The following is a 20752-nucleotide window of genomic DNA, read 5'->3' on the forward strand; positions in this document are numbered from 1 at the left end:
TGAAGGTCTTGCCAGACTTTATCCTGATAATCCAAGCACATCTGTTCAACATCCAAGTGCGTTATCCGATTGCAACTGCGGTGCAAACTGGACTCGCGCAGGGATGATGCGTACACGTTTTTAAGGAACCGTCCAATCGCGCGGAGAAATGTCGCGTCCACAATGTCTTCGTAGGGTGTACGAGGCTTGCCGACAGGACCCTGTCGCCGCATGCTGCGATTTTTAGTGGTTCCCCCCATCAAATTTGCAAATTAGCGAGGCTGATGAAGACGCCTCTGTGTAGAATGGTCTTTTTTATTCTTACACTGACACCGGTTTTCTGACCAGCGTCGAGCGATTATATATTCAAAATGAAGGACTTAGCGAGATTTTCTGGGAAGACGCCTGAAAAGCCTGAATCACCCGCGTCGACCCAATCTGCACCTGCTTCACCGCAAGTCCAGCTGCTCACGATTTCGGAAGAGGAAGCCGGTCAACGCATCGACAATTTCCTCTTGCGCGTCTGCAAAGGCGTGCCCAAAAGCCATATTTACCGTGTCCTGCGTTCCGGCGAAGTACGTGTCAACAAAGGCCGTATCGACCAGACTTATCGTCTGCAAGACGGGGATATCCTGCGCGTGCCGCCGATCCGCATTGCCGAAAAGGCATCTGCTGCGGTGGCCCCGGGCGCGGAATTCAAGATATTGCTCGAGGACAATCATCTGTTGATCATCGACAAGCCGGCCGGCGTGGCCGTGCATGGCGGGTCCGGGGTCAGCTACGGCGTCATCGAGCAATTGCGGGCCTCGCGTCCGGACGCCAAATTCCTGGAGCTGGTGCATCGGCTCGACCGCGACACCTCGGGTGTTTTGTTGCTGGCCAAGAAACGTTCGGCGCTGACCAACCTGCATGAGCAGATCCGCGACGGCCTGACCGACAAGCGCTACCTGACGCTGATCCACGGCGACTGGAAGAACGCCCGCCAGCACATCAAGTTGCCGCTGCACAAGTACAGCACCGCCGAAGGCGAGCGCCGCGTGCGTGTGCAGGAAGACGGCCAGGCCTCGCACACGGTGTTTTCGCTGATCCGGCGCTATGGCGAGTTCGCGCTGCTGGAAGCGGAACTGAAAACCGGCCGTACCCATCAGATACGCGTGCATTTGTCGGCCAGCGGTTTCCCCATCGTGGGCGACGACAAATACGGCGATTTCCCGTTGAACAAGGCGCTGCAGAAGGCCGACGGCGAGCGCGTCGCGTTCAGGCGCATGTTCCTGCACGCGCACCAGATCAGCTTTACGCATCCCGACAGCGGCAAGACGGTAACGCTCAAGGCTGGCTTGCCGCCCGAATGCCAGCGTTTTCTCAAGAGCCTGGAAGGTCTTGATGCCGCAGCGGAGGCCTGATCAGACCTCAGACCGGCTGCATCGGCCGGCAGACGATTTTTGAATATGTTGAAAAGTGAAACATGGCAAGAAAGCAATTTGACCTGATCGTGTTCGATTGGGATGGCACGCTGATGGACAGCACTTCGACGATCGTACGTTGCATCCAGGCCGCCGCGCGCGACCTGGGCCTGCCGATTCCCGACAAGAGCGCCGCTTCCTACGTGATCGGCCTCGGCCTGCAGGACGCGATGCAGGCGGCGATTCCGGACGTCGATCCGAAATACTATCCGCGCATTGTCGAGCGCTATCGTCACCACTATTTGGGTCAGGACAAAGACCTGAGCCTGTTCGACGGCGTGCGCGAAATGCTCGACGACCTCGGCCAGCAAGGCTATTTCCTCGCGGTCGCGACCGGCAAGAGCCGCGTCGGCCTCAACCGCGCGCTCAACAGCACCAAGCTGCTGTCGGCGTTCGACGCCACGCGCTGCGCCGACGAGACATTCTCCAAGCCGCATCCGGCCATGTTGCAGGAGCTTACCCGCGAACTCGGCCAGGAAATGGGCCGTACGCTGATGATCGGCGACACCACCCACGATTTGCAGATGGCGCTTAATGCAGGCGCGGCCGGTGTTGCGGTAGAATTCGGCGCGCATCCGGTGGAACAGTTGCAAGCGCTCAATCCGCTGTATTCCGCCGGCTCCATCAAAGTGCTGCACCAATGGCTCAATGACAACGCTTAGGAAACACGGCTATGGAAGAAGTGGCGATCCAGGTATGCGCCTCGGCTGAAATCGAGGAGGGCGGCAAAGGCCGCCGCTTTGCGGTGTCGGTGCACGGCGATGACGCCACCGGCTTCGTGGTGCGCTACGGCGGCGCCGTCTACGGCTACCTGAACCGCTGCGCACACGTACCGATCGAGCTGGACTGGGCCGAAGGCGAGTTCTTCGAATCCAGCGGCCTGTATCTCATGTGCGCAACACACGGCGCGGTATACGCCCCCGATACCGGAAAATGCGAAGGCGGCCCCTGTACGGGCGCGCGTTTGCGTAAGATCATGGTGTTTGAAAAAGACGGCGCGATTTTCTGGGCGCCCGACGATTATGTAAGGCCCGCGCTGGCATGAGCCATGCGGCAACCCCGGCAATCCCCGCCAGACCCGCAAACATGCGCGGCATCGGCAGGTTGCCGTTCCGAGTGACGATATGAGCAATAACGAATTTGAGAATCCAGCAGCGCAACCGCCCAAACCGGCTGAACCGGTGCCGCCAACTACCGGCACCGCAACGGCGGTAGCCGCGGAAGAAAAGAAGGGCGGCTGGGAGCGCGACGTACTGGAAAAGCTGGCCCTGTTCGCGGTCAAGGAACAGCGGGCGCGTCGTCGCTGGAGCATCTTCTTCAAGATCGCCGGCCTGGCTGTGTTCGTGTTCGTGATCTGGAGCGCCTTCAATTACACCAAATCGGAGTCGGAGCCGGTCGGCACCCATACCGCGCTGGTGGAAATCTCCGGCACCATCGAAGCCGAAGGCCGCGGTTCCGCCGCAGCCGTGATCCCGGCGCTCGACAAAGCGTTCGCTGCCGACGATTCGCTCGGCGTGATCCTCAAGATCAACAGCCCCGGCGGCAGCCCGGTCCAGGCCGGCATGATCAACGATGAAATCGTGCGTTTGCGCAAGGAGTATCCGAAGAAGCCGTTGTACGTCGTGGTCGAGGAAATGTGCGCCTCCGGTGGTTACTACATCGCTGCGGCGGCCGACAAGATCTACGTCAACAAAGCCAGCATCGTCGGCTCCATCGGCGTGCTGATGGACGGTTTCGGTTTCACCGGCCTGATGGACAAGGTCGGCGTCGAGCGTCGTCTGCTGACTGCGGGCGAGAACAAGGGTTTCCTGGATCCGTTCAGCGCCCAGAATCCGAAGCAAAAGGAATACGCCCAGCAGATGCTCAACGAAATCCATCAGCAATTCATCGACGTGGTGCGCAAGGGCCGCGGCCAGCGCCTGAAGGAAACGCCCGAGACCTTCTCCGGACTGTTCTGGACCGGCTCCAAGGCGGTTGAGATGGGCCTGGCCGATGGTTTCGGCACCGTCGACAGCGTGGCGCGCGACGTGATCAAGGCGGAAGACCTGGTTGACTACACCCAGACCGAAGGCTTGCCCGAGCGCGTGCTCAAGAAGTTCGGCGTGGCGGTTGGCAGCGGCGTCGCCAAGTCGATGGTGGGCAGCAACGGATTGCAACTGCGCTGATTCTGCAGTTCACGTAAAACAGCCGGCGGAGATGATCGCATCTGCGCCGGCTGTTTTTTATTTCAGCACGAAGTTTTATTCGGCCAGCAACAGGAACACCGTCGGCTTCTTGTGAAAATCCGGCGTCTTGCCGGCGCCAAGTTCACTCTTCCATTTGGCGGCGGTCTGCGTGCGGATCGCCTCGGTCGCCAACGTCAGATCGGTAGCCACGCTGATCAGGGTGGTGCCGTTGCAGGCAGCGGCCAGGGCTTCCAGCATGGCGCCGTTGCGGTAAGGCGTTTCGATCAGCAGTTGCGTCTGCTTTTCCTGGCGCGAGCGGTCTTCCAGCTGCTTGATGCGTTTGGCGCGTTGTGCGGCGTCAGTTGGCAGGTAGCCGTTGAAGGCGAAGCTCTGGCCGTTGAGGCCGCTGCTCATGACCGCCAGCAACAGCGACGACGGTCCCACCAGCGGGCGCACCTGGATGCCGTGCTGATGCGCCAGGCGCACCAGGTTGGCGCCGGGGTCGGCCACTGCAGGCACGCCGGCTTCCGAGATCAGCCCGGCGTCCTGGCCGGCCAGCAGCGGCGCCAGCAAGGCCGGCAGCGCAGCGGCTTCGGTATTGACGTTGAGCTCGGCGATGCGGATTTCCTGCAAGGGTTTGGCCAGCGGATGATGCACATTGACCAGCTTCAGGAAGGCGCGCGTAGTCTTGGCGTTTTCCGCGATGAAATAGTCGAGGCGCGCAGCCAGCGCCTGCACCTCGGCCGGCAGGATGGAGGCAAGCATATTGCTGTCCGCCGTGTCGGCGGGGCCCAGCGTATTGGGCACAAGATAAAGAATACCGGGCATGTCTAAGTCGTTAAAATATGGGCTGGCGCTATTAGACCTGATTTCCCCGTTGCCTGCGAGCTTTCGCGGGCCTTGCGGGGCGACTACCGGGCGATTGGCGGGCAAGTCTTATGCGGTTGTCATGAAACTGTCATGCTAGGCAACTATTGTGTCGGTTCGGCAGAAGCAGAAATTGGCTAAATAATTTCCGTACAGCCTCAACACCCTCCGAAAGGGAATGAATGTTTGCAGCAGTAGATCTTGGTTCCAACAGCTTTCGCCTGCATATCGGCAAGCATGAAGGCGACGCCATTCGTGTCGTCAAAAGCGCGCGCGATCCGATTCGCCTGGCGGCCGGTCTGGACAAGAACGGCAAGCTGACGCCGCAGGCAATTGTCGGCGCGGTCGAGTCGCTGGCCCGCTTCCGCACCATCCTGCGCGACTACCAGCTCGACGCCGTGCGCGTGGTCGCGACCAATACCTTGCGCGTCGCCAAGAATGCGCACGAATTCCTGCCTGACGCCGAACGCGCGATCGGCTATCCGGTGGAAATCATTTCCGGCGAAGAAGAAGGCCGCCTGATCTACATGGGCGTCGCCGGAGCGCTGGCCTTGCCCGACGAAGACCGCCTGGTGATCGATATCGGCGGCGGTTCGACTGAGGTCATCCTCGGGCATGGCAGCGATGTGCGCCGGGTCGAATCCTTCGGCATCGGCACGGTCAACCAGAGCCAGGCTTTTTTCGGCGACGGCTATATCAATGAAGCCGCGTTCGAGCGCGCCATTCTGTCGGCGCGTTCGCATGTGGAAGACGCCGTGGTGCCGTTCGGCGCCCAGCATCGCAGCAAGGTGTACGGCTCGTCCGGCACCATGCGCGCGATCGCCGACACGATCGCCAGGAACGGCATGGGCGACGGGCGCATCACGCCTGAGAGCGTGGAAGAACTGAAGCAGCGCCTGATCGCTTTCGGCCACGTCGATCATATCGAACTGGCCGGCATGAAGCCTGACCGCGCCGCCGTCATCATGGGCGGCCTGGCGGTGCTGATCGGCCTGATGCAGGAGCTCAATATCTCGGTCATCTCCCCGGTGGAAGCCGGCCTGCGCATGGGCGTGATGTGGGATCTGCAATTGCGCGCCACGCAGCGCGACCGCCGCGAGCAATCGGTGGACGACTTCAGCCGACGCTTCCATATCGACGAGTTGCGCGCGCGCCAGGTGGCCGAGACCGCGCTCGGTTTCTTCCAGATGCTCAAGCCCGGCAACGAAGCCTATGCCAAATACCTGAACTGGAGCGCCTTGCTGCACGAAGCCGGCCTGATCGTGTCGCAGAGCAGCTATCACAAGCATTCGTCCTACCTCATCGCCAACGCCGATCTGCCGGGCTTCACTACACGCGAGCAGCGCGTGATGAGCACGCTGATCCTTGGCCAGAAGGGCAACCTGCGCAAGATCGGCGAAGTGGTGTCCGATCCTGATTTCGCCAAGGCGGTGCTGGCGCTGCGACTGGCGGTGATGTTCATGCACGCGCACATCACGCTCGATCTTGACGACGTTCGCCTCAAAATGAAGAGCCGCATCGATATTGAAATCAAGCGCGACTGGCTGCGCGATCACCCGACCGTGTCCTACTGGATGCAGAAGGAACAGGAGTGGTGGAGCGGCATCGGCGTTGATTTCTCCATCCGCGTGACTGCCTGAAGCAGGCCCGCCCGCAACGCATGAAAAAATCCCCGCACCTGGCGGGGATTTTTTATTGATACAGCAGAGGTTCAGTCAAGCTTGGCGGCATGCTCGCGCGTGGCGTGGAAGGTGACTTCCGGCCAACGCTCCTGGGTCAGGCGCAGGTTCACGCCCGAGGTCGCCAGATAGGCCAGGTTGCCGGCCGCATCGTGCGCCAGGTTGAAACCGGCGGACGATTTTTCAAAATCGGCCAGCTTCTTCTTGTCGTCGCAGGTGACCCAGCGCGCGCTGCTGATGCTGGTGCCTTCGAACACGGCGTCGACGCCGTACTCGTTGAGCAAGCGGCTCGCCACCACTTCAAACTGCAGCACGCCGACCGCGCCGAGGATCAGGTCGCTGTTGTTGGTCGGCTTGAAGACCTGCACCGCGCCTTCTTCACCAAGCTGTTGCAAGCCCTTGTGCAACTGCTTGATCTTGAGCGGATTGCGGATGCGCGCGACGCGGAAGAAGTCCGGCGCGAAGTAGGGGATGCCGGTGAACTGCAGCAGTTCGCCTTCCGAGAAGCTGTCGCCGATCTGCATGTTGCCGTGGTTGGGCAGGCCGATGATGTCGCCGGCGTAGGCTTCTTCCACTTGCTCGCGGCTGGATGCCATGAAGGTGACGACCGACGACACCTTGATCTCGCGATTCAGACGCAGGTGCTTGAGCTTCATGCCGCGTTCGAAGCGTCCCGAGCACACGCGCAGGAAGGCGATGCGGTCGCGGTGCGCCGGGTCCATGTTGGCCTGGATCTTGAAGACGAAACCGGAGAACGGTGCTTCCTTCGGTTCGACGCTGCGCACGGTGGCATCGCGGCTGCCTGGCGCCGGCGCCCAGTCGAGCAGGGCGTTGAGGATTTCACGCACGCCGAAGTTGTTGATGGCGGAACCGAAGAACACCGGCGTCTGGATGCCGGCGAGGAACTCGTCCAGATTGAACGGATGCGACGCGCCGTGCACCAGCTCGACTTCCATCTTGAGCTGTTCGATCTCCAGCGGGAACATCTCGACCAGCTTGGGATTGTCGATGCCCTTGATGATTTCGACGTTGCCGTCGGCGCGTTCTTCACCGGCCTTGAACAGCATGATCTCGTCGCGCAGCAGGTGATACACGCCGCGGAAATTCTTACCCATGCCGATCGGCCAGGTCACCGGCGCGCACTGGATCTTGAGCACCGATTCGAGCTCGTCGAGCAGTTCCAGCGGGTCGCGCGTTTCACGATCCATCTTGTTCATGAACGTGATGATCGGCGTGTTGCGCATGCGGCAGACGTTGAGCAGCTTGATGGTCTGTTCTTCCACGCCCTTGGCGGCGTCGATCACCATCAGCGCCGAGTCGACCGCGGTCAGCACGCGATACGTGTCTTCCGAGAAGTCCTGGTGGCCCGGGGTGTCGAGCAGGTTGACCACGTGGTCGCGGTATTCGAATTGCATGACCGAACTGGCTACCGAGATGCCGCGCTGCTTTTCGATTTCCATCCAGTCGGAGGTGGCGTGGCGACCGCTCTTGCGGGCCTTCACGGTGCCGGCCAGCTGGATCGCGCCCGAGAACAGCAGCAGTTTTTCGGTCAGCGTGGTTTTACCCGCATCGGGGTGGGAAATGATGCCGAAGGTGCGGCGGCGCGCAACTTCGCGCGCGATCAGTTCAAGCGGAGCCTTGCTGGTCGAGCCGGAGTCGTCGTTCGCGGAATCGGGAGTAGTGTCTTGCATCGTGAGTCGGTAGGTCGAAGGCGTTGAAAGCGGTGAGCGTCCTGTACGACAGGCGGCCGGTGTGCGGCGCTGCCTTCGTTCATGGGAATGTGACGGAAATAGAAAAAGGGCTGGAAGATCCAACCCTTTTTGTTTCCCGGCGCTCTAGGCGCCTGGTCACGTCTCGGAAGCCGCGATTATAGCGTATTCGCGGGCATTCTCCGCGTTCCGGCTACGGGGCGCGGGTTTCAGGCAGGCACTATTTCCTGTCGGGCCGATCAGGACGATCAGGGCGGTCGGGCCGTTCCTCGCGTTGCTGAGGCCGTGGTTCGGGACGCTGGGCTTGTTCGTGACGTTCCTGCGGCGGTGGCGCGGCATGGGCGGCGGGCGCCGGGCGCGTCTGCACGTGCGGCTCGGGACGCGGAATGGCCTGGGCCGGCGGCGGCGGCGCGCGATGCGCCGCCTGTGGTTCCGGGCGGTGTTCTGGACGCGGTGCGTTGTCAGGCCGCCCGGCACGTTCGGGGCGTTCAGTGCGTTCCGGGCGATTCTGATGCGCCGCGGACGGTGGAGGTGCAGCAGGTGCAGGACGAGTCTGCGGCGCTTGCTGAGGCGCCTGCAATTGCGGCGCCGGGGCCGGAGTTGGCCGTTGTGCAGCCGGCGCATTGTTCGGCGCCATCAGATTCGCCTGTGCCGGACGGTTCTGTTCGCGACGGTTATCCCTGTCATCACGATCGTTGCGATCATGGTCGCCGCGATGGTCGCGTTCAGCCTGACCGGGGCGCTGGTCCGGACGTGGAGCCTGATTTGGCGGAGTAGCAGGAGGAGCGACGGCGGTATTCGGCGCCGGATTGGGACGCGAGACATTGCCCACATCCGGGCGGCGATCGTCACGACCGTTGCGTGGGTTGTGCTGCCAGACAACGGGCTTGTTGTTGACGACGACATTTCTGGTCACATTATTGGTGACGTTGACATTGTTGATGCGCACGTTGTTGACCAGCACGTGATGCTGGCGCCAGTCGGGGCGCGCGTCGCTGTAGACCGACCGCACGATGCCGGTGCCGGCGCCGAAGGAAATGCCGATCGAGACGTTATAGCTGGGCGGACGATAGCGCGGCGGCGGCGCCCAATAGACCGGAGGGCGTTGCGGCCACCACCAGCCGCCGTACACCACGGTCGGGTTGTAATAAGGCACGTAGATCACTTGGGGATTGACCGGCTCGATCACGATGATCTGTTCCTGTTGGACGATGCGCTGCTGATTGCTGGACTGCAGGTTGCCGGCGATCTGGGCCTTCACGCGCAGATTCTGCACGGTGTCCATCACATTGGCCTGCTGCGACAGGAAAGCATCGCCGAGGCGCTGTGTCCAATCCAGCTTGTCGTTCATCATCGCCAGCACGGACGGGAATTGCGCCAGCGATTTCACGCTGGGATCCCAGGGCATCGGCGCGATCGAACGCGCCAGCGCATCGCCTTGCAGACCCGGCCGGCTGTCGACAAAGCGTGCCGCCTGCACCACTTCCAGCGGATAGGTCGCGGCCATCAGCACTTGCGCCAGCAGCGAATCGGGATACAGCGCGACCGGCGCCAGCATCTGGTCCAGTTCTTCCTGCGAGAAAACGGCAGGAGGACGGTTCATGTCTTGTGCTGAAACAGTGGATATGCCTGACGCCAGCGAAAAAAGGGCGGAGGCGATCCAGGCGAGGGTTTTCTTGTTCACGGCGATTCTCCTTTGGATTCGGCGTGCGCGGGATATATATCGAAGCGATCGAAAATATTGAAAACAATATATGTCATTGCCGCTTGCGCGCATGTGTTCTTATCTTCGATCAGGGAATCGCAACAAGGTGTAACCAAACTGCAAGGGATGTTTCAGCTTCCGACTCCGGCGCCAAAGCGTGCAGCACGATTGCGTCGAACGCGCGAAACATGAAATTTCGCGTTCGCTCATAGGGGGAAATTTAAAAATATTGAAGAAAATGTGAAGAAGGTGTTGACCGAACCCCCATGTCGGGATATTATCTCGCTTCTCGGAGTGTAGCGCAGCCCGGTAGCGCACCTGGTTTGGGACCAGGGGGTCCAAGGTTCGAATCCTTGTACTCCGACCACACATGAACGGGCTGTCGAAAGACAGCCCGTTTTCATTTCCGAAGATGATTTCAAGCGCAGCAGTTTCTGCTTGATTCACCGATCTGCCCTTAGCTCAACCGGATAGAGCAATGGCCTTCTAAGCCATAGGTTAGGGGTTCGATTCCCTTAGGGCAGGCCACTTCTCTGCACCGCTCTTTTCTCTTCCTGCATCATTCCTTTTTTACCTTGCCATTTTTGTGTCCGTAGCGTTCATTGCGCGTTGGCGCGGCGACACAAGCTGAGTCGGCAAGCTCAATCTGCGATCTCAATTGGTGATCTTGTCCGTCGGATAGCGTAGCGAATCGCGCAGGATATAACTCATCGGCATGTCCAGTGAACGTTTGTCCGGGCCGATCGCCTGCATGAACCATCGGTTGTAGAGCCGATGTATTTCTCCGCTGTTGGCGAGCTTGGCCATTTGCCGGTCGACCATTTTCTTGAACTCGGGATCGTCGTTGCGCATCATGATGGCGTAGGGTTCCACCGATAGCGGCGTGCCGACGATAATGAATTTTTCGGGATCGACCGCGTTTTCGCGCGCACCGTACAGCAATATCTCATCCATGATGAAGGCGTCGGCCATGCCGTGCTCCAGCATCGAAAAACATTCCCTGTCGTTTTCCAGTTCAAGCACCGTCAGATCAAGGTAGCGGATATTGCTACGCTTGTTGATGACGTCGATCATTGCAGTGGCGCGTGTCGTCACCAGGCGTTTATTACGCAGGTCGCTCCAGTTCTTGATGGAGGAGCCGGCCTTCACCAGCATGCGCACGCTGGTGAAGAAATGCGGGATAGTGAAGGCGACTTTCTTGCGGCGTTCGGCGTTGTTGGTGCTGACGCTGCATTCGAGATCGGCACGGTTGTCGAGCAGGGCGCTGAAGCGGGATGATGCGTTGACGGGCAGGTACTGGATCTTGAGGTCGGGCATGCGCAGTTCCTGGCGAATGCCCTGGATAATCTTGCGGCACAGTTCGATGGTATAGCCGCTGACTTCTCCGTCGGGCTCGATCACTACAAACGGCGACAGGTTGTCCACGCTGCCCATGAAAGACAGTACGATGGTTTTGGTCTCGCGGATTTTCTTGATGGTGTCGTGTGCGGAAGCGGTTGATGCAATCGCGCCCGACAGGAGGACGAGAAGAAAGAAAAGAATGAATAATCGGATGCAGCGCAATCGGATGGCGGACGCGGGGAATAAGAGCAAAGGGGAATCATTCATGTGGGGGCGTCTTTCCTGCAACAACACCGGCTGATCTTATGATGCATGTCGGCAAGATTCAAGCGCAGAAGTCCCGCGATACTCGTCAAGATTGAAAAGACACAGATCAATCAAAATATTTTGATTAAATGTGCATATTAATTCTGTATAAAAGGAAAAAACCCGGCGTGCCGGGCTTTTTCGTGGAGCGTTGGAAATCATTCAAATCAGAACGCCGGCACCACGGCGCCTTTGTATTTCTCTTCGATGAACTTCTTCACGGCAGGCGAGTTGAGGGCGGCAGCCAATTTCTTGATGGCGGGGCTGTCCTTGTTGTCCTGGCGTGCGACCAGCAGATTCGCGTAAGGCGAGTTGGCGTCTTCGATGAACAGCGAATCCTTGACCGGATTGAGCCTGGCTTCGATTGCATAGTTGGTGTTGATCAGCGCGACGTCCACCTGGTTCAGCACGCGCGGCAGCGTCGCTGCTTCGAGCTCGCGGAATTTCAGTTTCTTCGGATTGTCGGTGATGTCCTTTTGCGTGGCCGAGATGTTGCTGGCGTCTTTCAGCTTGATCAGGCCGTTGCGGGCCAGCAGCAGCAGGGCGCGACCGGAATTGGACGGATCGTTGGGGATCGCGATGGTGGCGCCGTCCGGGATGTCGGCGGTCTTCTTGTATTTTTGCGAATAGGCGGCGAACGGTTCGACGTGGACCTTGGTCACCGGCACTTCGATGTCGTTCTTGTGGCTCTTCTTGAATTCGTCGAGGTAAGGCTGATGCAGGAAGAAGTTGCCGTCGACTTGCTTCTCATTGGTCTGCGCCGCAGGTTGCACGTAGTCCGTGAATACCTTTACCTGCAGGTCGACGCCTTCCTTGGCCAGCGTCGGCTTGAGGAATTCGAGGATTTCGGCGTGCGGTACCGGCGTGGCGGCGATGACCAGTTTGTCGGCGGCTTGCGCCACGGCGGCGAACAAGGTCAGGGAGGCGGCGAGCAGAAGGGACAATTTGCGGGACGTGAATTTTCGCGACATGGATAACTCCTTTTTTATTTACGTGTGAAATACAGGACCAGGCGATCGCCGAAGAACTGCAGTAACTGCACCAGTACCACCAGGACCGCAACGGTGACGATCATCACCTCGGTCTGGAATCGTTGATAGCCGAAGCGGATGGCCAGGTCGCCCAGGCCGCCGCCGCCGATGACGCCGGACATGGCGGCGTAGGACATCAGCGTGATGGCGGTGATCGTGACGGCGGCCAGCAAGCCCGGCAGCGCTTCCGGCAGCAGCGCGCCGAAAATGATCTGATGCGTGCTTGCGCCCATGGCCTGGCAGGCTTCGAGCACGCCGCGGTCGATTTCGCGCAGCACGTTTTCGACCAGGCGCGCAAAGAAGGGGGCGGTGCCGATCACCAGCGGCGGGATCGAGCCCTCCACCCCGAGCGAGGTGCCGACCAGCAGCAAGGTCACCGGAATCATCACGATCAGCAGGATCAGGAACGGCACCGAGCGCAGCACGTTGACCACCAGCGACAGCGCCACGTACACGCCGCGTTGCGCCAGCAACTGCTTGCGCGCGGTGAGGAACAGCAGGATGCCCAGCGGCAGTCCGATCAGCACGGTAAAGAACAGCGACAGGCCGGTCATTGCCAATGTCTCCAGCGTGGCCTGGCCGATGTCGCCCCAGTCGATGACGGAGAAGTCGATCATGCCAGCACCTCATGATGGATCTGGTAGCGATCGAAATGCGCGAACACCTTGGCGAGGTCGTCGTCGCTGCCGTTGAGTTCCACCAGCAACTGGCCGTAAGGCGTGTCCTTGATGCGTGAAATCGTGCCTTGCAGGATGGTGATCAGCGCCTGCGTGGCGGCGGTGATATTGGTCAGAATTGGTTGGTAAGTGATGTCGCCGACAAAGGTCAGGCGCACCAGTTTTCCCTTGATATGCTCGAGACCGATGCCGTCCTGCTGTTCGAAGCTATGGCTTTCGGCCACCAGCTTTTGCGTCGCCGCGTGTTGAGGATGGAGGAACACGTCGGCGACCTTGCCGCTTTCGACGATGCGGGAATCATCAATCACCGCGACGCGGTCGCAGATGCTGCGAATTACCTGCATCTCGTGCGTGATCAGTACTATCGTCAGGCCCAGCTTGCGGTTGATGTCGAGCAGCAGGCGCAGGATAGCTTGCGTGGTTTCCGGGTCCAGCGCGGACGTTGCCTCATCGCACAGCAGCAGATGCGGATAATTCGCCAGCGCGCGGGCGATGCCGACGCGTTGTTTTTGTCCACCGGACAATTGCGCCGGGTAGTTGTCGCGATGCCCGGTGAGTCCGACCAGTTCCAGCAGTTCAGTGACGCGTGCAGCGCGTTGTTCGCGCGTGTATTTGCCGGTGATCTTGAGCGGCCAGTCGATGTTGGCGGCGACGGTTTTAGCGTTGAGCAGGTTGAAGTGCTGGAAAATCATGCCGACGCGCTGGCGCAATGCGTGCAATTGCGCGCTGTCGAAACGCGTGATGTCTTCGTCTTCGATGAAAATGCTGCCCGAGCTGGGACGTTCCAGCAGGTTGAGCGTGCGGATCAGCGTGCTTTTGCCCGCGCCCGAACGGCCGATGACGCCGAAGATTTCACCTGCTTCGATTTGCAGGTTGATATCGGTCAGTGCTATGAGGTCCCGGTTGGCAACTTGATAGGTTTTATGGAGATGCTCGATGCGAATCACGGGCGTAAAAATGAATGAAGTAAAGATCAGTCTAGCAGCGTGGCAATAGTGCGTGAACGCATAAATAGTTGGATGCTTATTCGGTTTTGTAATGAGCGCCGGTATGAAAAAAGCCGTGTGGGCACAAGGCGCACACGGCTTCAACCAACGCAAAATCAAACTTCAAACGTACTATCGGGCAGGTCGCTGCATCGTTTGATGCAGCGAGGTGAGAATCAACCCCGGCCGGTCAGGTGACCATTCACGACACGCACCTGATCGCCAACGCGCCAGCCTTCACCCGACTGCGGGAAAGAGCGCACGCTGCCGTTTTCCATGCGCACATCGACCATATAAGTGGTAGTCGTGCGGCTGCGTTTTTCAACTTCGTTACCGGCGTAACCGCCAGCGCCTGCACCAGCCACAGTAGCGAGTGTACGGCCATTACCGCTACCGATCTGGTTGCCAAGGACACCGCCGAGCACGGCGCCGGCGACGATGCCTACGCCGCTGGCTTGAGGTGTGTGCTGGACGGCGCGCACTGCCTGCACTTCGCCGCAGTTGGAGCAGCGTGCAACCGCTGCCGGAGCAGGGGCGCCGTAGCTATTGCTATTGGCATTTTGTGCTTGCTGGCTGTAGTTGGACTTTGGTGCAGGCTGCTGATTGTTTTTCGCCTGCTGCAATTGTTGTGGAGTTTGCGGTGCGGTGCTCGCATCCGACATGGCCTGTTGGGGTGCGACGCTGCTGTTGGATGTCGGCAGCAAACCGGTGATGGCGGCGACGCCGACCAGGCTGACCAATGTCACCGCGACAGCGGCGGTGGCAACCAGGGGATGAATGCGACTAGGGGATTTGACGACGTCCATGATGGGCCTCTCCGTTTTGATGTTGATGTGAGGCGAGTATGGATGACAAGCGGCAGAGAAAAAATGCGGATAGTGTGTCAGTTGTAAAAACTTGTAAGTCCAATGTAAGACAAGCCGGAAAGGCCTTGTAGGCGCTTTCCGACTTGTTTGTCTTTTGGGACTTGGAAGAGGAGCTTCGATCAGTCTTCGCGGCGCAGATGCGGGAACAGGATAACGTCGCGGATGTTCGGCGAATCGGTGATCAGCATCATCAGGCGATCGATGCCGATGCCGCAGCCGCCGGCCGGCGGCATGCCGTATTCGAGCGCACGGATGTAGTCGGCGTCGTAATACATGGCTTCTTCGTCGCCGGCATCCTTGGCGGCGACTTGCGCCTGGAAGCGCGCGGCCTGGTCTTCGGCGTCATTCAGCTCCGAGAAGCCATTGGCGATTTCACGGCCGGTGATGAACAGTTCGAAACGCTCGGTGATGCCCGAGACCGTATCGGAGGCGCGCGCCAGCGGCGACACTTCGACCGGGTAATCGACGATGTAGGTCGGTTCCCACAATTGCGACTCTGCGGTCTCTTCGAACAGCGCCAGTTGCAGCGCGCCGATGCCGGCCTTGGCCAACGGCGCCTGGTCGGTCTTGACGCCGAACTTCTTCAACGCGGTGCGCAGGAAGTCGATGTCGCCCAGTTGTTCATCGGTGTATTCCGGCGCGTACTTCTTGATGGCGCCGGTGATGGTCAGGCGCTGGAACGGCTTGGCCAGATCCAGTTCGCGGCCCTGGTAAGTCAGCGTCGCGGTGCCGTGCGCATCGATTGCCGCCTGGCGAATCACCTGTTCGGTGAACGTCATCAGCCATTGGTAATCGACGTAGGCCGCATAGAATTCCATCATCGTGAATTCAGGATTGTGGCGCGGCGAAACGCCTTCGTTGCGGAAGTTGCGGTTCACTTCAAACACGCGGTTGAAGCCGCCGACCACCAGGCGCTTCAGGTACAGCTCGGGCGCGATGCGCAGGAACATCTGCATGTCCAGTGCGTTGTGATGCGTGATGAACGGCTTGGCCGCGGCGCCGCCGGGGATGGTGTGCAGCATCGGCGTCTCGACTTCCATGAAGTCGTTTTTCTCCATGAAGCGCCGGATCGACGACATCGCAGCGGTGCGCGCCTTGAAGGTGCGGCGCGTTTCTTCGCTCATGATCAGGTCGACGTAGCGCTGGCGGTACTTGGTTTCCTGGTCCGACAGACCGTGGAATTTGTCCGGCAGCGGGCGCAGCGACTTGGTGATCAGGCGCAGGCCGGTCACCTTGACCGACAGTTCGCCGGTCTTGGTCTTGAACAGCGTGCCTTCGGCGCCGAGGATGTCGCCCAGGTCGTAATGCTTGAACGCGGCATGCGCAGCTTCGCCGGTAACGTCGTTGGTGACGTAGAGCTGCATGCGACCGTCGGCGCGCAGGCCCGATGCGTCCTGCAAGGTCGCGAACGAAGCCTTGCCCATTACGCGTTTCAACATCATGCGGCCGGCGATCGAGACCTTCACCGGATTGGCTTCCAGCGCCTCGTTGTCGAGCTCGTCGTATTGCGCGTGCAGGGCGGCGGCGTTGTGCTCGGGGCGGAAGTCGTTCGGGAAGGCGATGCCTTGTTCGCGGATCGCGTTCAGCTTGGCGCGGCGCTCGGCGATGATGGCGTTTTCATCCACTGGCGGCTGTTGCGGCTGTGCGGCGTTATCGTTTTGTGTGGTCATGATGTCGGAAATTCGTTAGTAAGAATGGGCATGAGGAGATTTCGAGCCGCAGCAGCAAGACTGCCGCGGCCGAAGTCAGACGATGATCAGACGATAATCAGACGCCTTGTTTCAGCGATGCGGCAATGAAACCGTCCAGCTCGCCATCCAGCACGGCCTTGGTGTTGCCCATTTCGAAGTTGGTGCGCAAATCCTTGATGCGCGACTGGTCCAGCACGTAGGAGCGGATCTGGTGGCCCCAGCCGACGTCGGTCTTGGAGTCTTCCAGTTTTTGCTGTTCGCTCATGCGCTTGCGCAGTTCCAGTTCGAACAGCTTGGCGCGCAGCATGTCCCATGCCTCGGCGCGGTTGCGGTGCTGGCTGCGGTCGTTCTGGCACTGCACGACAATGCCGCTCGGGCCGTGCGTCAGGCGCACCGCGGAGTCGGTTTTATTGATGTGCTGGCCACCGGCGCCGGAGGCGCGGTAGGTATCCACGCGCACGTCGGCCGGATTGATGTCGATCTCGAAGGATTCATCCACTTCCGGATACACGAACAGGCTTGAGAACGAGGTGTGGCGACCGTTGGCGGAGTCGAACGGCGACTTGCGCACGAGGCGGTGCACGCCGGTTTCGGTGCGCAGGAAGCCGTAGGCGTATTCGCCCTCGACCTTGATCGTGGCGGTCTTGATGCCGGCCACTTCGCCGTCGGACTGTTCCAGGATTTCGGCCTTGAAGCCCTTGCGTTCGCAGTAGCGCAGATATTGGCGCAGCAGCATGGACGCCCAATCCTGCGCTTCGGTGCCGCCGGCGCCGGCCTGGATGTCGATGAAGCAGTTGTTCGGATCCATGGGATTGCTGAACATGCGGCGGAATTCCATGCCTTCGACCAGGGCCTTGATGGCTTCTGCGTCCGGCTCAATGGCTTCCAGCGTTTCATCGTCCTTTTCCTCGCGCGCCATCGCGAACAGGTCGCGCGTGTCATTGAGGTCGCCGTCGATCTTGATCAACGTATGGACGATGTTTTCCAGCGATTTCTTTTCCTTGCCGAGGTCTTGCGCGCGCTTGGGGTCGTTCCAGACTTCCGGATCTTCCAATTCGCCGTTGACCTGGTCGAGTTTCTCCGACTTCACATCGAAGTCAAAGATACCTCCGTAATTCAGCTGCACGCACCGCGAGGTCGTCCAGCAGGGATTGGAGGGAATTGAGGCGTTCTGCTTCCATGATTATGTCTTTTGCAAACCAAACCTCGCATTATACAAGACTGGGAGGGTATATCTCCTGTCACAAAGGCGTCATGTTAGGCGATTAGCATCACGCGATTCCGTCAGGTAACTGTCAGGCATTGTCAAAAAGGAAAAACGCCCATGAAACCAGCCACTCAGCAGACCAGCATGCCAATCCCGAGCGGCGCTGAAATCCAGCCCAAACGCCGCGAATTGCTCAAGGTATTTGCCGCCGCGCCATTGTTGCCGCTCACGCTGTCCGCATCAGGCATGCTGGCCGGTTGCGCCACGGCATCGAACCGCAGCGGCTTCGCCTCGGCCTCGTTCAGCGGCATGGCGGCGCCGTCGCTGGCGAATCCGTCGGCCATGGCGACCACCACGGTGGCCTCGAGCCTGGACGTGGTGTTTCGCGACGGTGTGAAACAGAGTTATCAACTGACCTACCAGCCGTTTTTCGTGACCGGCGACATGGTGCCGGACGGCAAGGGCGGCAAGTTGCTGGCCGGCGGCTATTACGACATCAATAACCAGCCGATCATCGACCGTTCGGTGCCCGGCAAGGAGCGCCACTTTTTCTCGGATTGCCCGGACGGCTCGTCCTTGCTGACATTGAAGGGCGCGCAAGTGGCCGGCGTCAGGGGTAACACCGTGTTCGCCGTGGTCCAGTTCGAATACACCACGCGCGACCAGAAGCAGGCCGCGATGTACGGTCAGTTGCCGTCGCCGATCGCGGTGCTGACGCTGGACCAGGATCCGGCCACCGGCAAGCTCTCGCTGGTGAAGTATCACAATGTCGATACGTCTTCCGTCAACGGCCTGTGGATCACCTGCGGCGCCAGCCTGTCGCCGTGGAACACCCATCTGTCGAGCGAAGAGTACGAGCCGGATGCCGCCGCGATTGCCGGCAACGTACAGTTCCAGGCTTTCAGCAAGAACCTGTTCGGCGACGCGGCCCGCGCCAATCCCTACCATTACGGTCATCTGCCCGAAATCACCGTGCACGCCGACGGCAGCGGCAGCGTGGTCAAGCATTATTGCCTCGGCCGCATCTCGCACGAGCTGGTGCAGGTCATGCCGGATCGCCGCACCGTGCTGATGGGCGACGACGCCACCAACGGCGGCCTGTTCATGTTCATCGCCGACCGTGAAGCCGATCTGTCGGCCGGCACGCTGTACGTCGCCACATGGACCCAGACCTCCGGCATCGGTCCCGGCGCCGGCACGCTCGGCTGGGTCCGGCTGGGCCACGCGACCAGCGCCGAAATCAAGGCGCTGGCCGACAAGCTCAAGGCCGTCGACATCATGGACGTCAAGACCAGCGATCCGCAGGATGCTTCCTACACGAAGATCCCGTTCAACGGCAAAGCCAACTGGGTCAAACTGAAACCGGGCATGGAACAGGCCGCCGCCTTCCTTGAGACGCATCGCTACGCCGCACTCAAGGGCGGCAGCCTCGGTTTCACCAAGATGGAGGGCACCACCGTCAATGTCAGGGACAAGATCGCCTACTCGGCCATGTCCTATGTGCAGACCTCGATGCTGGACGGCTCCGGCGGCATCAAGGTGCAAGGTCCGAAGGCCGGCGCAGTCTATGCGCTGAACATGAAGGGCGGCCGGAACGACGTGTCCGGCCAAGCCATCGACAGCGCCTGGGTGCCGGTCGACATGGCGCCGCCGGCCGCGCTGGTGGGTGAGGACCTGAAGCAGGCCGACGCGCTCGGCAACCTGGCCCACGCCGACAAGATCGCCAATCCGGACAACATCAAGTTCTCTGAAAAACTGCGCACGCTGTTCATCGGCGAAGACAGCGGCATGCACGTCAACAATTTCCTGTGGGCCTACAACGTCGACACGAAGCAGCTGTCGCGCATCCTGTCCTGCCCGGCGGGGGCTGAATCGACCGGCTTGCACGCGGTCGACGAGATCAACGGCTGGACCTACGTGATGAGCAATTTCCAGCATGCCGGGGACTGGGAGAAGCCGCTGCACGACAAGGTGAAAGAGGTACTGGACCCGCTCGTGCGCGCCAATTACAAGGACCGCTTCGGCGCCACGGTCGGTTACCTGACCGGGATGCAACTGCCGCCGCAAGCCTGATTGCGCTGAAGGAATTTATTGAAAGAGAGGCTGCGGCCTCTCTTTTTTTGCGTCCGCAGCATGGAAAAACCGTGTCCGGCGACGAAAAATGTCAGCCCATGCCCGGCATGTCGTTATATGCTTGCCTCGATTCTCTGGATGCTGAAGCAGTTTCCCGGTGTGCGCGATCGGGGCCGATTTCTTCGCCGGACGAAATGGGCGCTGAACTCATTTCGCTCGCCGGCAGTCATAGCGGGATGCAAAAAATGAGACCAACCGCCGCCTGTTCCACGCAGTTCGCCATCCTGCTGCTGGCGGCTTGTTTGTCTGCCTGTTCATCTGCCCCCGCCCCGCGCGGCGAAGTCAAGGGCGCATCCGCCAGTTCGCGCGAAATGGGCCAGTCCGACACCAACCGCGTTGCCACGCTGGCCATGCGCGCCAACCTCGAGAGCCTCTACCTGCTGATGGACAAACTCTACCGCCGCAATCCGGGCGAGTGGAAAAAGACCGGCGCCAGCCGTGAAGAGGTCGTCAAGCGCGTGCGCGAAGCCGTCGAAAAACGCCAGACCTGGGATGACCTGCAAGGCAAACATGACATCGCTGCCATGTCGCTGGCGCTATCGCCGGATTTCAAGGCTGATCGTGTCGCTGCCTTCATCTACGCCACCGCCGACATGATCGTCACCGCCCACGGCGGCAAGATCGAGTTCTTCCTGATCGACGGCCTCGACGCCCAATACCTGTACAACGCCGCGCGCAACATCGAAACCGCGGTCTGGATGCTGAGCAATCGCCGCAACACCACCGGCCAGCCTTTGCTGCTGTCCGACGAGATCAACGCTGCCGAACGCAACCTCAGCTTTGAGCGCGAGTTCGGCAAGATCATCGGCCGTCTCGACCTGCTGGCTGAATTCATTACCGAGAAATATCGCCGCGCCGGCATCAGCTACGTGCAGAACCTGCTGGGCGGCTCGTTTCTGCAGTTCCTGCCGGTGCGCTGAAGCCTGCGCAACGGAATCTGCATATTC

17 protein-coding genes and 2 tRNA genes are annotated in these 20752 nt (G+C 60.2%); 9 read left to right on the plus strand and 10 right to left on the minus strand.

Annotated features, from left to right (window positions below; genetic code table 11):
* The first annotated feature begins 350 nt into the window (after positions 1–350).
* The 4 genes from DXT88_RS10065 to DXT88_RS10080 all read left to right on the plus strand — a co-directional run bounded on the left by DXT88_RS10065 (position 351) and on the right by DXT88_RS10080 (position 3607).
* Positions 351–1382, plus strand: coding sequence for an RluA family pseudouridine synthase (locus DXT88_RS10065; protein WP_029363620.1), 1032 nt, complete (start codon positions 351–353; stop codon positions 1380–1382).
* A 62-nt stretch (positions 1383–1444) separates the two neighbouring features.
* Positions 1445–2104, plus strand: a complete 660-nt coding sequence (locus tag DXT88_RS10070) for an HAD-IA family hydrolase (protein ID WP_265213123.1) — start codon at positions 1445–1447, stop codon at positions 2102–2104.
* 11 nt (positions 2105–2115) lie between these two features.
* A complete protein-coding gene (locus DXT88_RS10075; protein ID WP_016835021.1) occupies positions 2116–2487 on the plus strand; it encodes a Rieske (2Fe-2S) protein in 372 nt (123 codons plus the stop codon).
* A gap of 79 nt (positions 2488–2566) precedes the next feature.
* Positions 2567–3607 (plus strand): S49 family peptidase, encoded by a 1041-nt coding sequence (locus DXT88_RS10080; protein ID WP_016835023.1) that lies wholly within the window; start codon positions 2567–2569, stop codon positions 3605–3607.
* 75 nt (positions 3608–3682) lie between these two features.
* Here DXT88_RS10080 and DXT88_RS10085 read toward each other — a convergent pair whose 3' ends face one another.
* Entirely contained in the window at positions 3683–4435 is a 753-nt protein-coding gene (locus DXT88_RS10085; RefSeq protein WP_265213126.1) for an SAM-dependent methyltransferase, read from the minus strand.
* A gap of 221 nt (positions 4436–4656) precedes the next feature.
* Here DXT88_RS10085 and DXT88_RS10090 point away from each other — a divergent pair, with 221 nt between their 5' ends.
* Entirely contained in the window at positions 4657–6114 is a 1458-nt protein-coding gene (locus DXT88_RS10090; RefSeq protein WP_265213128.1) for a Ppx/GppA phosphatase family protein, read from the plus strand.
* Positions 6115–6185: 71 nt separating this feature from the next.
* Here the strand turns inward: DXT88_RS10090 and DXT88_RS10095 are convergent, their stop codons facing one another.
* Both DXT88_RS10095 and DXT88_RS10100 read right to left on the minus strand, forming a co-directional pair.
* On the minus strand, positions 6186–7844 hold the full coding sequence (locus DXT88_RS10095) for a peptide chain release factor 3 (protein ID WP_265213130.1): 1659 nt from the start codon (positions 7842–7844) through the stop codon (positions 6186–6188).
* A 238-nt stretch (positions 7845–8082) separates the two neighbouring features.
* Positions 8083–9546, minus strand: coding sequence for a DUF3300 domain-containing protein (locus DXT88_RS10100; protein WP_265213132.1), 1464 nt, complete (start codon positions 9544–9546; stop codon positions 8083–8085).
* A 311-nt stretch (positions 9547–9857) separates the two neighbouring features.
* On the opposite strand from DXT88_RS10100, the gene DXT88_RS10105 reads away from it, so the two are divergent.
* Positions 9858–9934, plus strand: a tRNA-Pro gene (locus tag DXT88_RS10105).
* Positions 9935–10018: 84 nt separating this feature from the next.
* A tRNA-Arg gene (locus tag DXT88_RS10110) sits at positions 10019–10095 on the plus strand.
* Positions 10096–10221: 126 nt separating this feature from the next.
* Here the strand turns inward: DXT88_RS10110 and DXT88_RS10115 are convergent.
* From DXT88_RS10115 to prfB, 7 genes are all read right to left on the minus strand, one after another.
* The gene (locus DXT88_RS10115) at positions 10222–11175 is read right to left on the minus strand and encodes an amino acid ABC transporter substrate-binding protein (protein WP_265213134.1); all 954 of its coding nucleotides are present in this window, start codon (positions 11173–11175) and stop codon (positions 10222–10224) included.
* 206 nt (positions 11176–11381) lie between these two features.
* Entirely contained in the window at positions 11382–12185 is an 804-nt protein-coding gene (locus DXT88_RS10120) for a MetQ/NlpA family ABC transporter substrate-binding protein (protein ID WP_016835028.1), read from the minus strand.
* A 14-nt stretch (positions 12186–12199) separates the two neighbouring features.
* Positions 12200–12862, minus strand: a complete 663-nt coding sequence (locus DXT88_RS10125) for a methionine ABC transporter permease (RefSeq protein ID WP_265213136.1) — start codon at positions 12860–12862, stop codon at positions 12200–12202.
* Positions 12859–13869 (minus strand): methionine ABC transporter ATP-binding protein, encoded by a 1011-nt coding sequence (locus DXT88_RS10130; protein WP_265213138.1) that lies wholly within the window; start codon positions 13867–13869, stop codon positions 12859–12861. The genes DXT88_RS10125 and DXT88_RS10130 overlap by 4 nt, the downstream gene beginning before the upstream one ends.
* 215 nt (positions 13870–14084) lie before the next feature.
* Entirely contained in the window at positions 14085–14714 is a 630-nt protein-coding gene (locus DXT88_RS10135; protein WP_265213140.1) for an outer membrane lipoprotein, read from the minus strand.
* Between the two features lie 179 nt (positions 14715–14893).
* The gene (gene lysS / locus DXT88_RS10140) at positions 14894–16444 is read right to left on the minus strand and encodes a lysine--tRNA ligase (RefSeq protein ID WP_016835032.1); all 1551 of its coding nucleotides are present in this window, start codon (positions 16442–16444) and stop codon (positions 14894–14896) included.
* Between the two features lie 97 nt (positions 16445–16541).
* A protein-coding gene (prfB, locus tag DXT88_RS10145; RefSeq protein ID WP_157137882.1) for a peptide chain release factor 2 occupies positions 16542–17646 on the minus strand; the annotation gives its coding sequence in 2 pieces (ribosomal slippage) (positions 16542–17564 and positions 17566–17646; 1104 coding nt in all).
* Positions 17647–17816: 170 nt separating this feature from the next.
* On the opposite strand from prfB, the gene DXT88_RS10150 reads away from it, so the two are divergent.
* Together DXT88_RS10150 and DXT88_RS10155 are read left to right on the plus strand one after the other, a co-directional pair.
* Positions 17817–19745, plus strand: a complete 1929-nt coding sequence (locus tag DXT88_RS10150; protein ID WP_265214122.1) for a PhoX family protein — start codon at positions 17817–17819, stop codon at positions 19743–19745.
* A 245-nt stretch (positions 19746–19990) separates the two neighbouring features.
* Entirely contained in the window at positions 19991–20725 is a 735-nt protein-coding gene (locus DXT88_RS10155; protein ID WP_265213143.1) for a hypothetical protein, read from the plus strand.
* The last annotated feature ends 27 nt before the right edge of the window (positions 20726–20752 follow it).

Origin of the sequence: Herbaspirillum lusitanum, from assembly GCF_026127345.1 — a bacterium.
GTDB lineage: Bacteria > Pseudomonadota > Gammaproteobacteria > Burkholderiales > Burkholderiaceae_D > Herbaspirillum > Herbaspirillum lusitanum.

Coding starts and splice junctions, on each gene's coding strand:
- DXT88_RS10120 (WP_016835028.1), bottom strand. CDS start 12,185: ATGTCGCGAAAATTCACGTCCCGCAAATTGTCCCTTCTGCTCGCCGCC.
- DXT88_RS10095 (WP_265213130.1), bottom strand. CDS start 7,844: ATGCAAGACACTACTCCCGATTCCGCGAACGACGACTCCGGCTCGACC.
- DXT88_RS10090 (WP_265213128.1), top strand. CDS start 4,657: ATGTTTGCAGCAGTAGATCTTGGTTCCAACAGCTTTCGCCTGCATATC.
- DXT88_RS10075 (WP_016835021.1), top strand. CDS start 2,116: ATGGAAGAAGTGGCGATCCAGGTATGCGCCTCGGCTGAAATCGAGGAG.
- DXT88_RS10065 (WP_029363620.1), top strand. CDS start 351: ATGAAGGACTTAGCGAGATTTTCTGGGAAGACGCCTGAAAAGCCTGAA.
- DXT88_RS10155 (WP_265213143.1), top strand. CDS start 19,991: ATGAGACCAACCGCCGCCTGTTCCACGCAGTTCGCCATCCTGCTGCTG.
- DXT88_RS10150 (WP_265214122.1), top strand. CDS start 17,817: ATGCCAATCCCGAGCGGCGCTGAAATCCAGCCCAAACGCCGCGAATTG.
- DXT88_RS10125 (WP_265213136.1), bottom strand. CDS start 12,862: ATGATCGACTTCTCCGTCATCGACTGGGGCGACATCGGCCAGGCCACG.
- DXT88_RS10085 (WP_265213126.1), bottom strand. CDS start 4,435: ATGCCCGGTATTCTTTATCTTGTGCCCAATACGCTGGGCCCCGCCGAC.
- DXT88_RS10070 (WP_265213123.1), top strand. CDS start 1,445: ATGGCAAGAAAGCAATTTGACCTGATCGTGTTCGATTGGGATGGCACG.
- lysS (WP_016835032.1), bottom strand. CDS start 16,444: ATGACCACACAAAACGATAACGCCGCACAGCCGCAACAGCCGCCAGTG.
- DXT88_RS10115 (WP_265213134.1), bottom strand. CDS start 11,175: ATGAATGATTCCCCTTTGCTCTTATTCCCCGCGTCCGCCATCCGATTG.
- DXT88_RS10080 (WP_016835023.1), top strand. CDS start 2,567: ATGAGCAATAACGAATTTGAGAATCCAGCAGCGCAACCGCCCAAACCG.
- DXT88_RS10135 (WP_265213140.1), bottom strand. CDS start 14,714: ATGGACGTCGTCAAATCCCCTAGTCGCATTCATCCCCTGGTTGCCACC.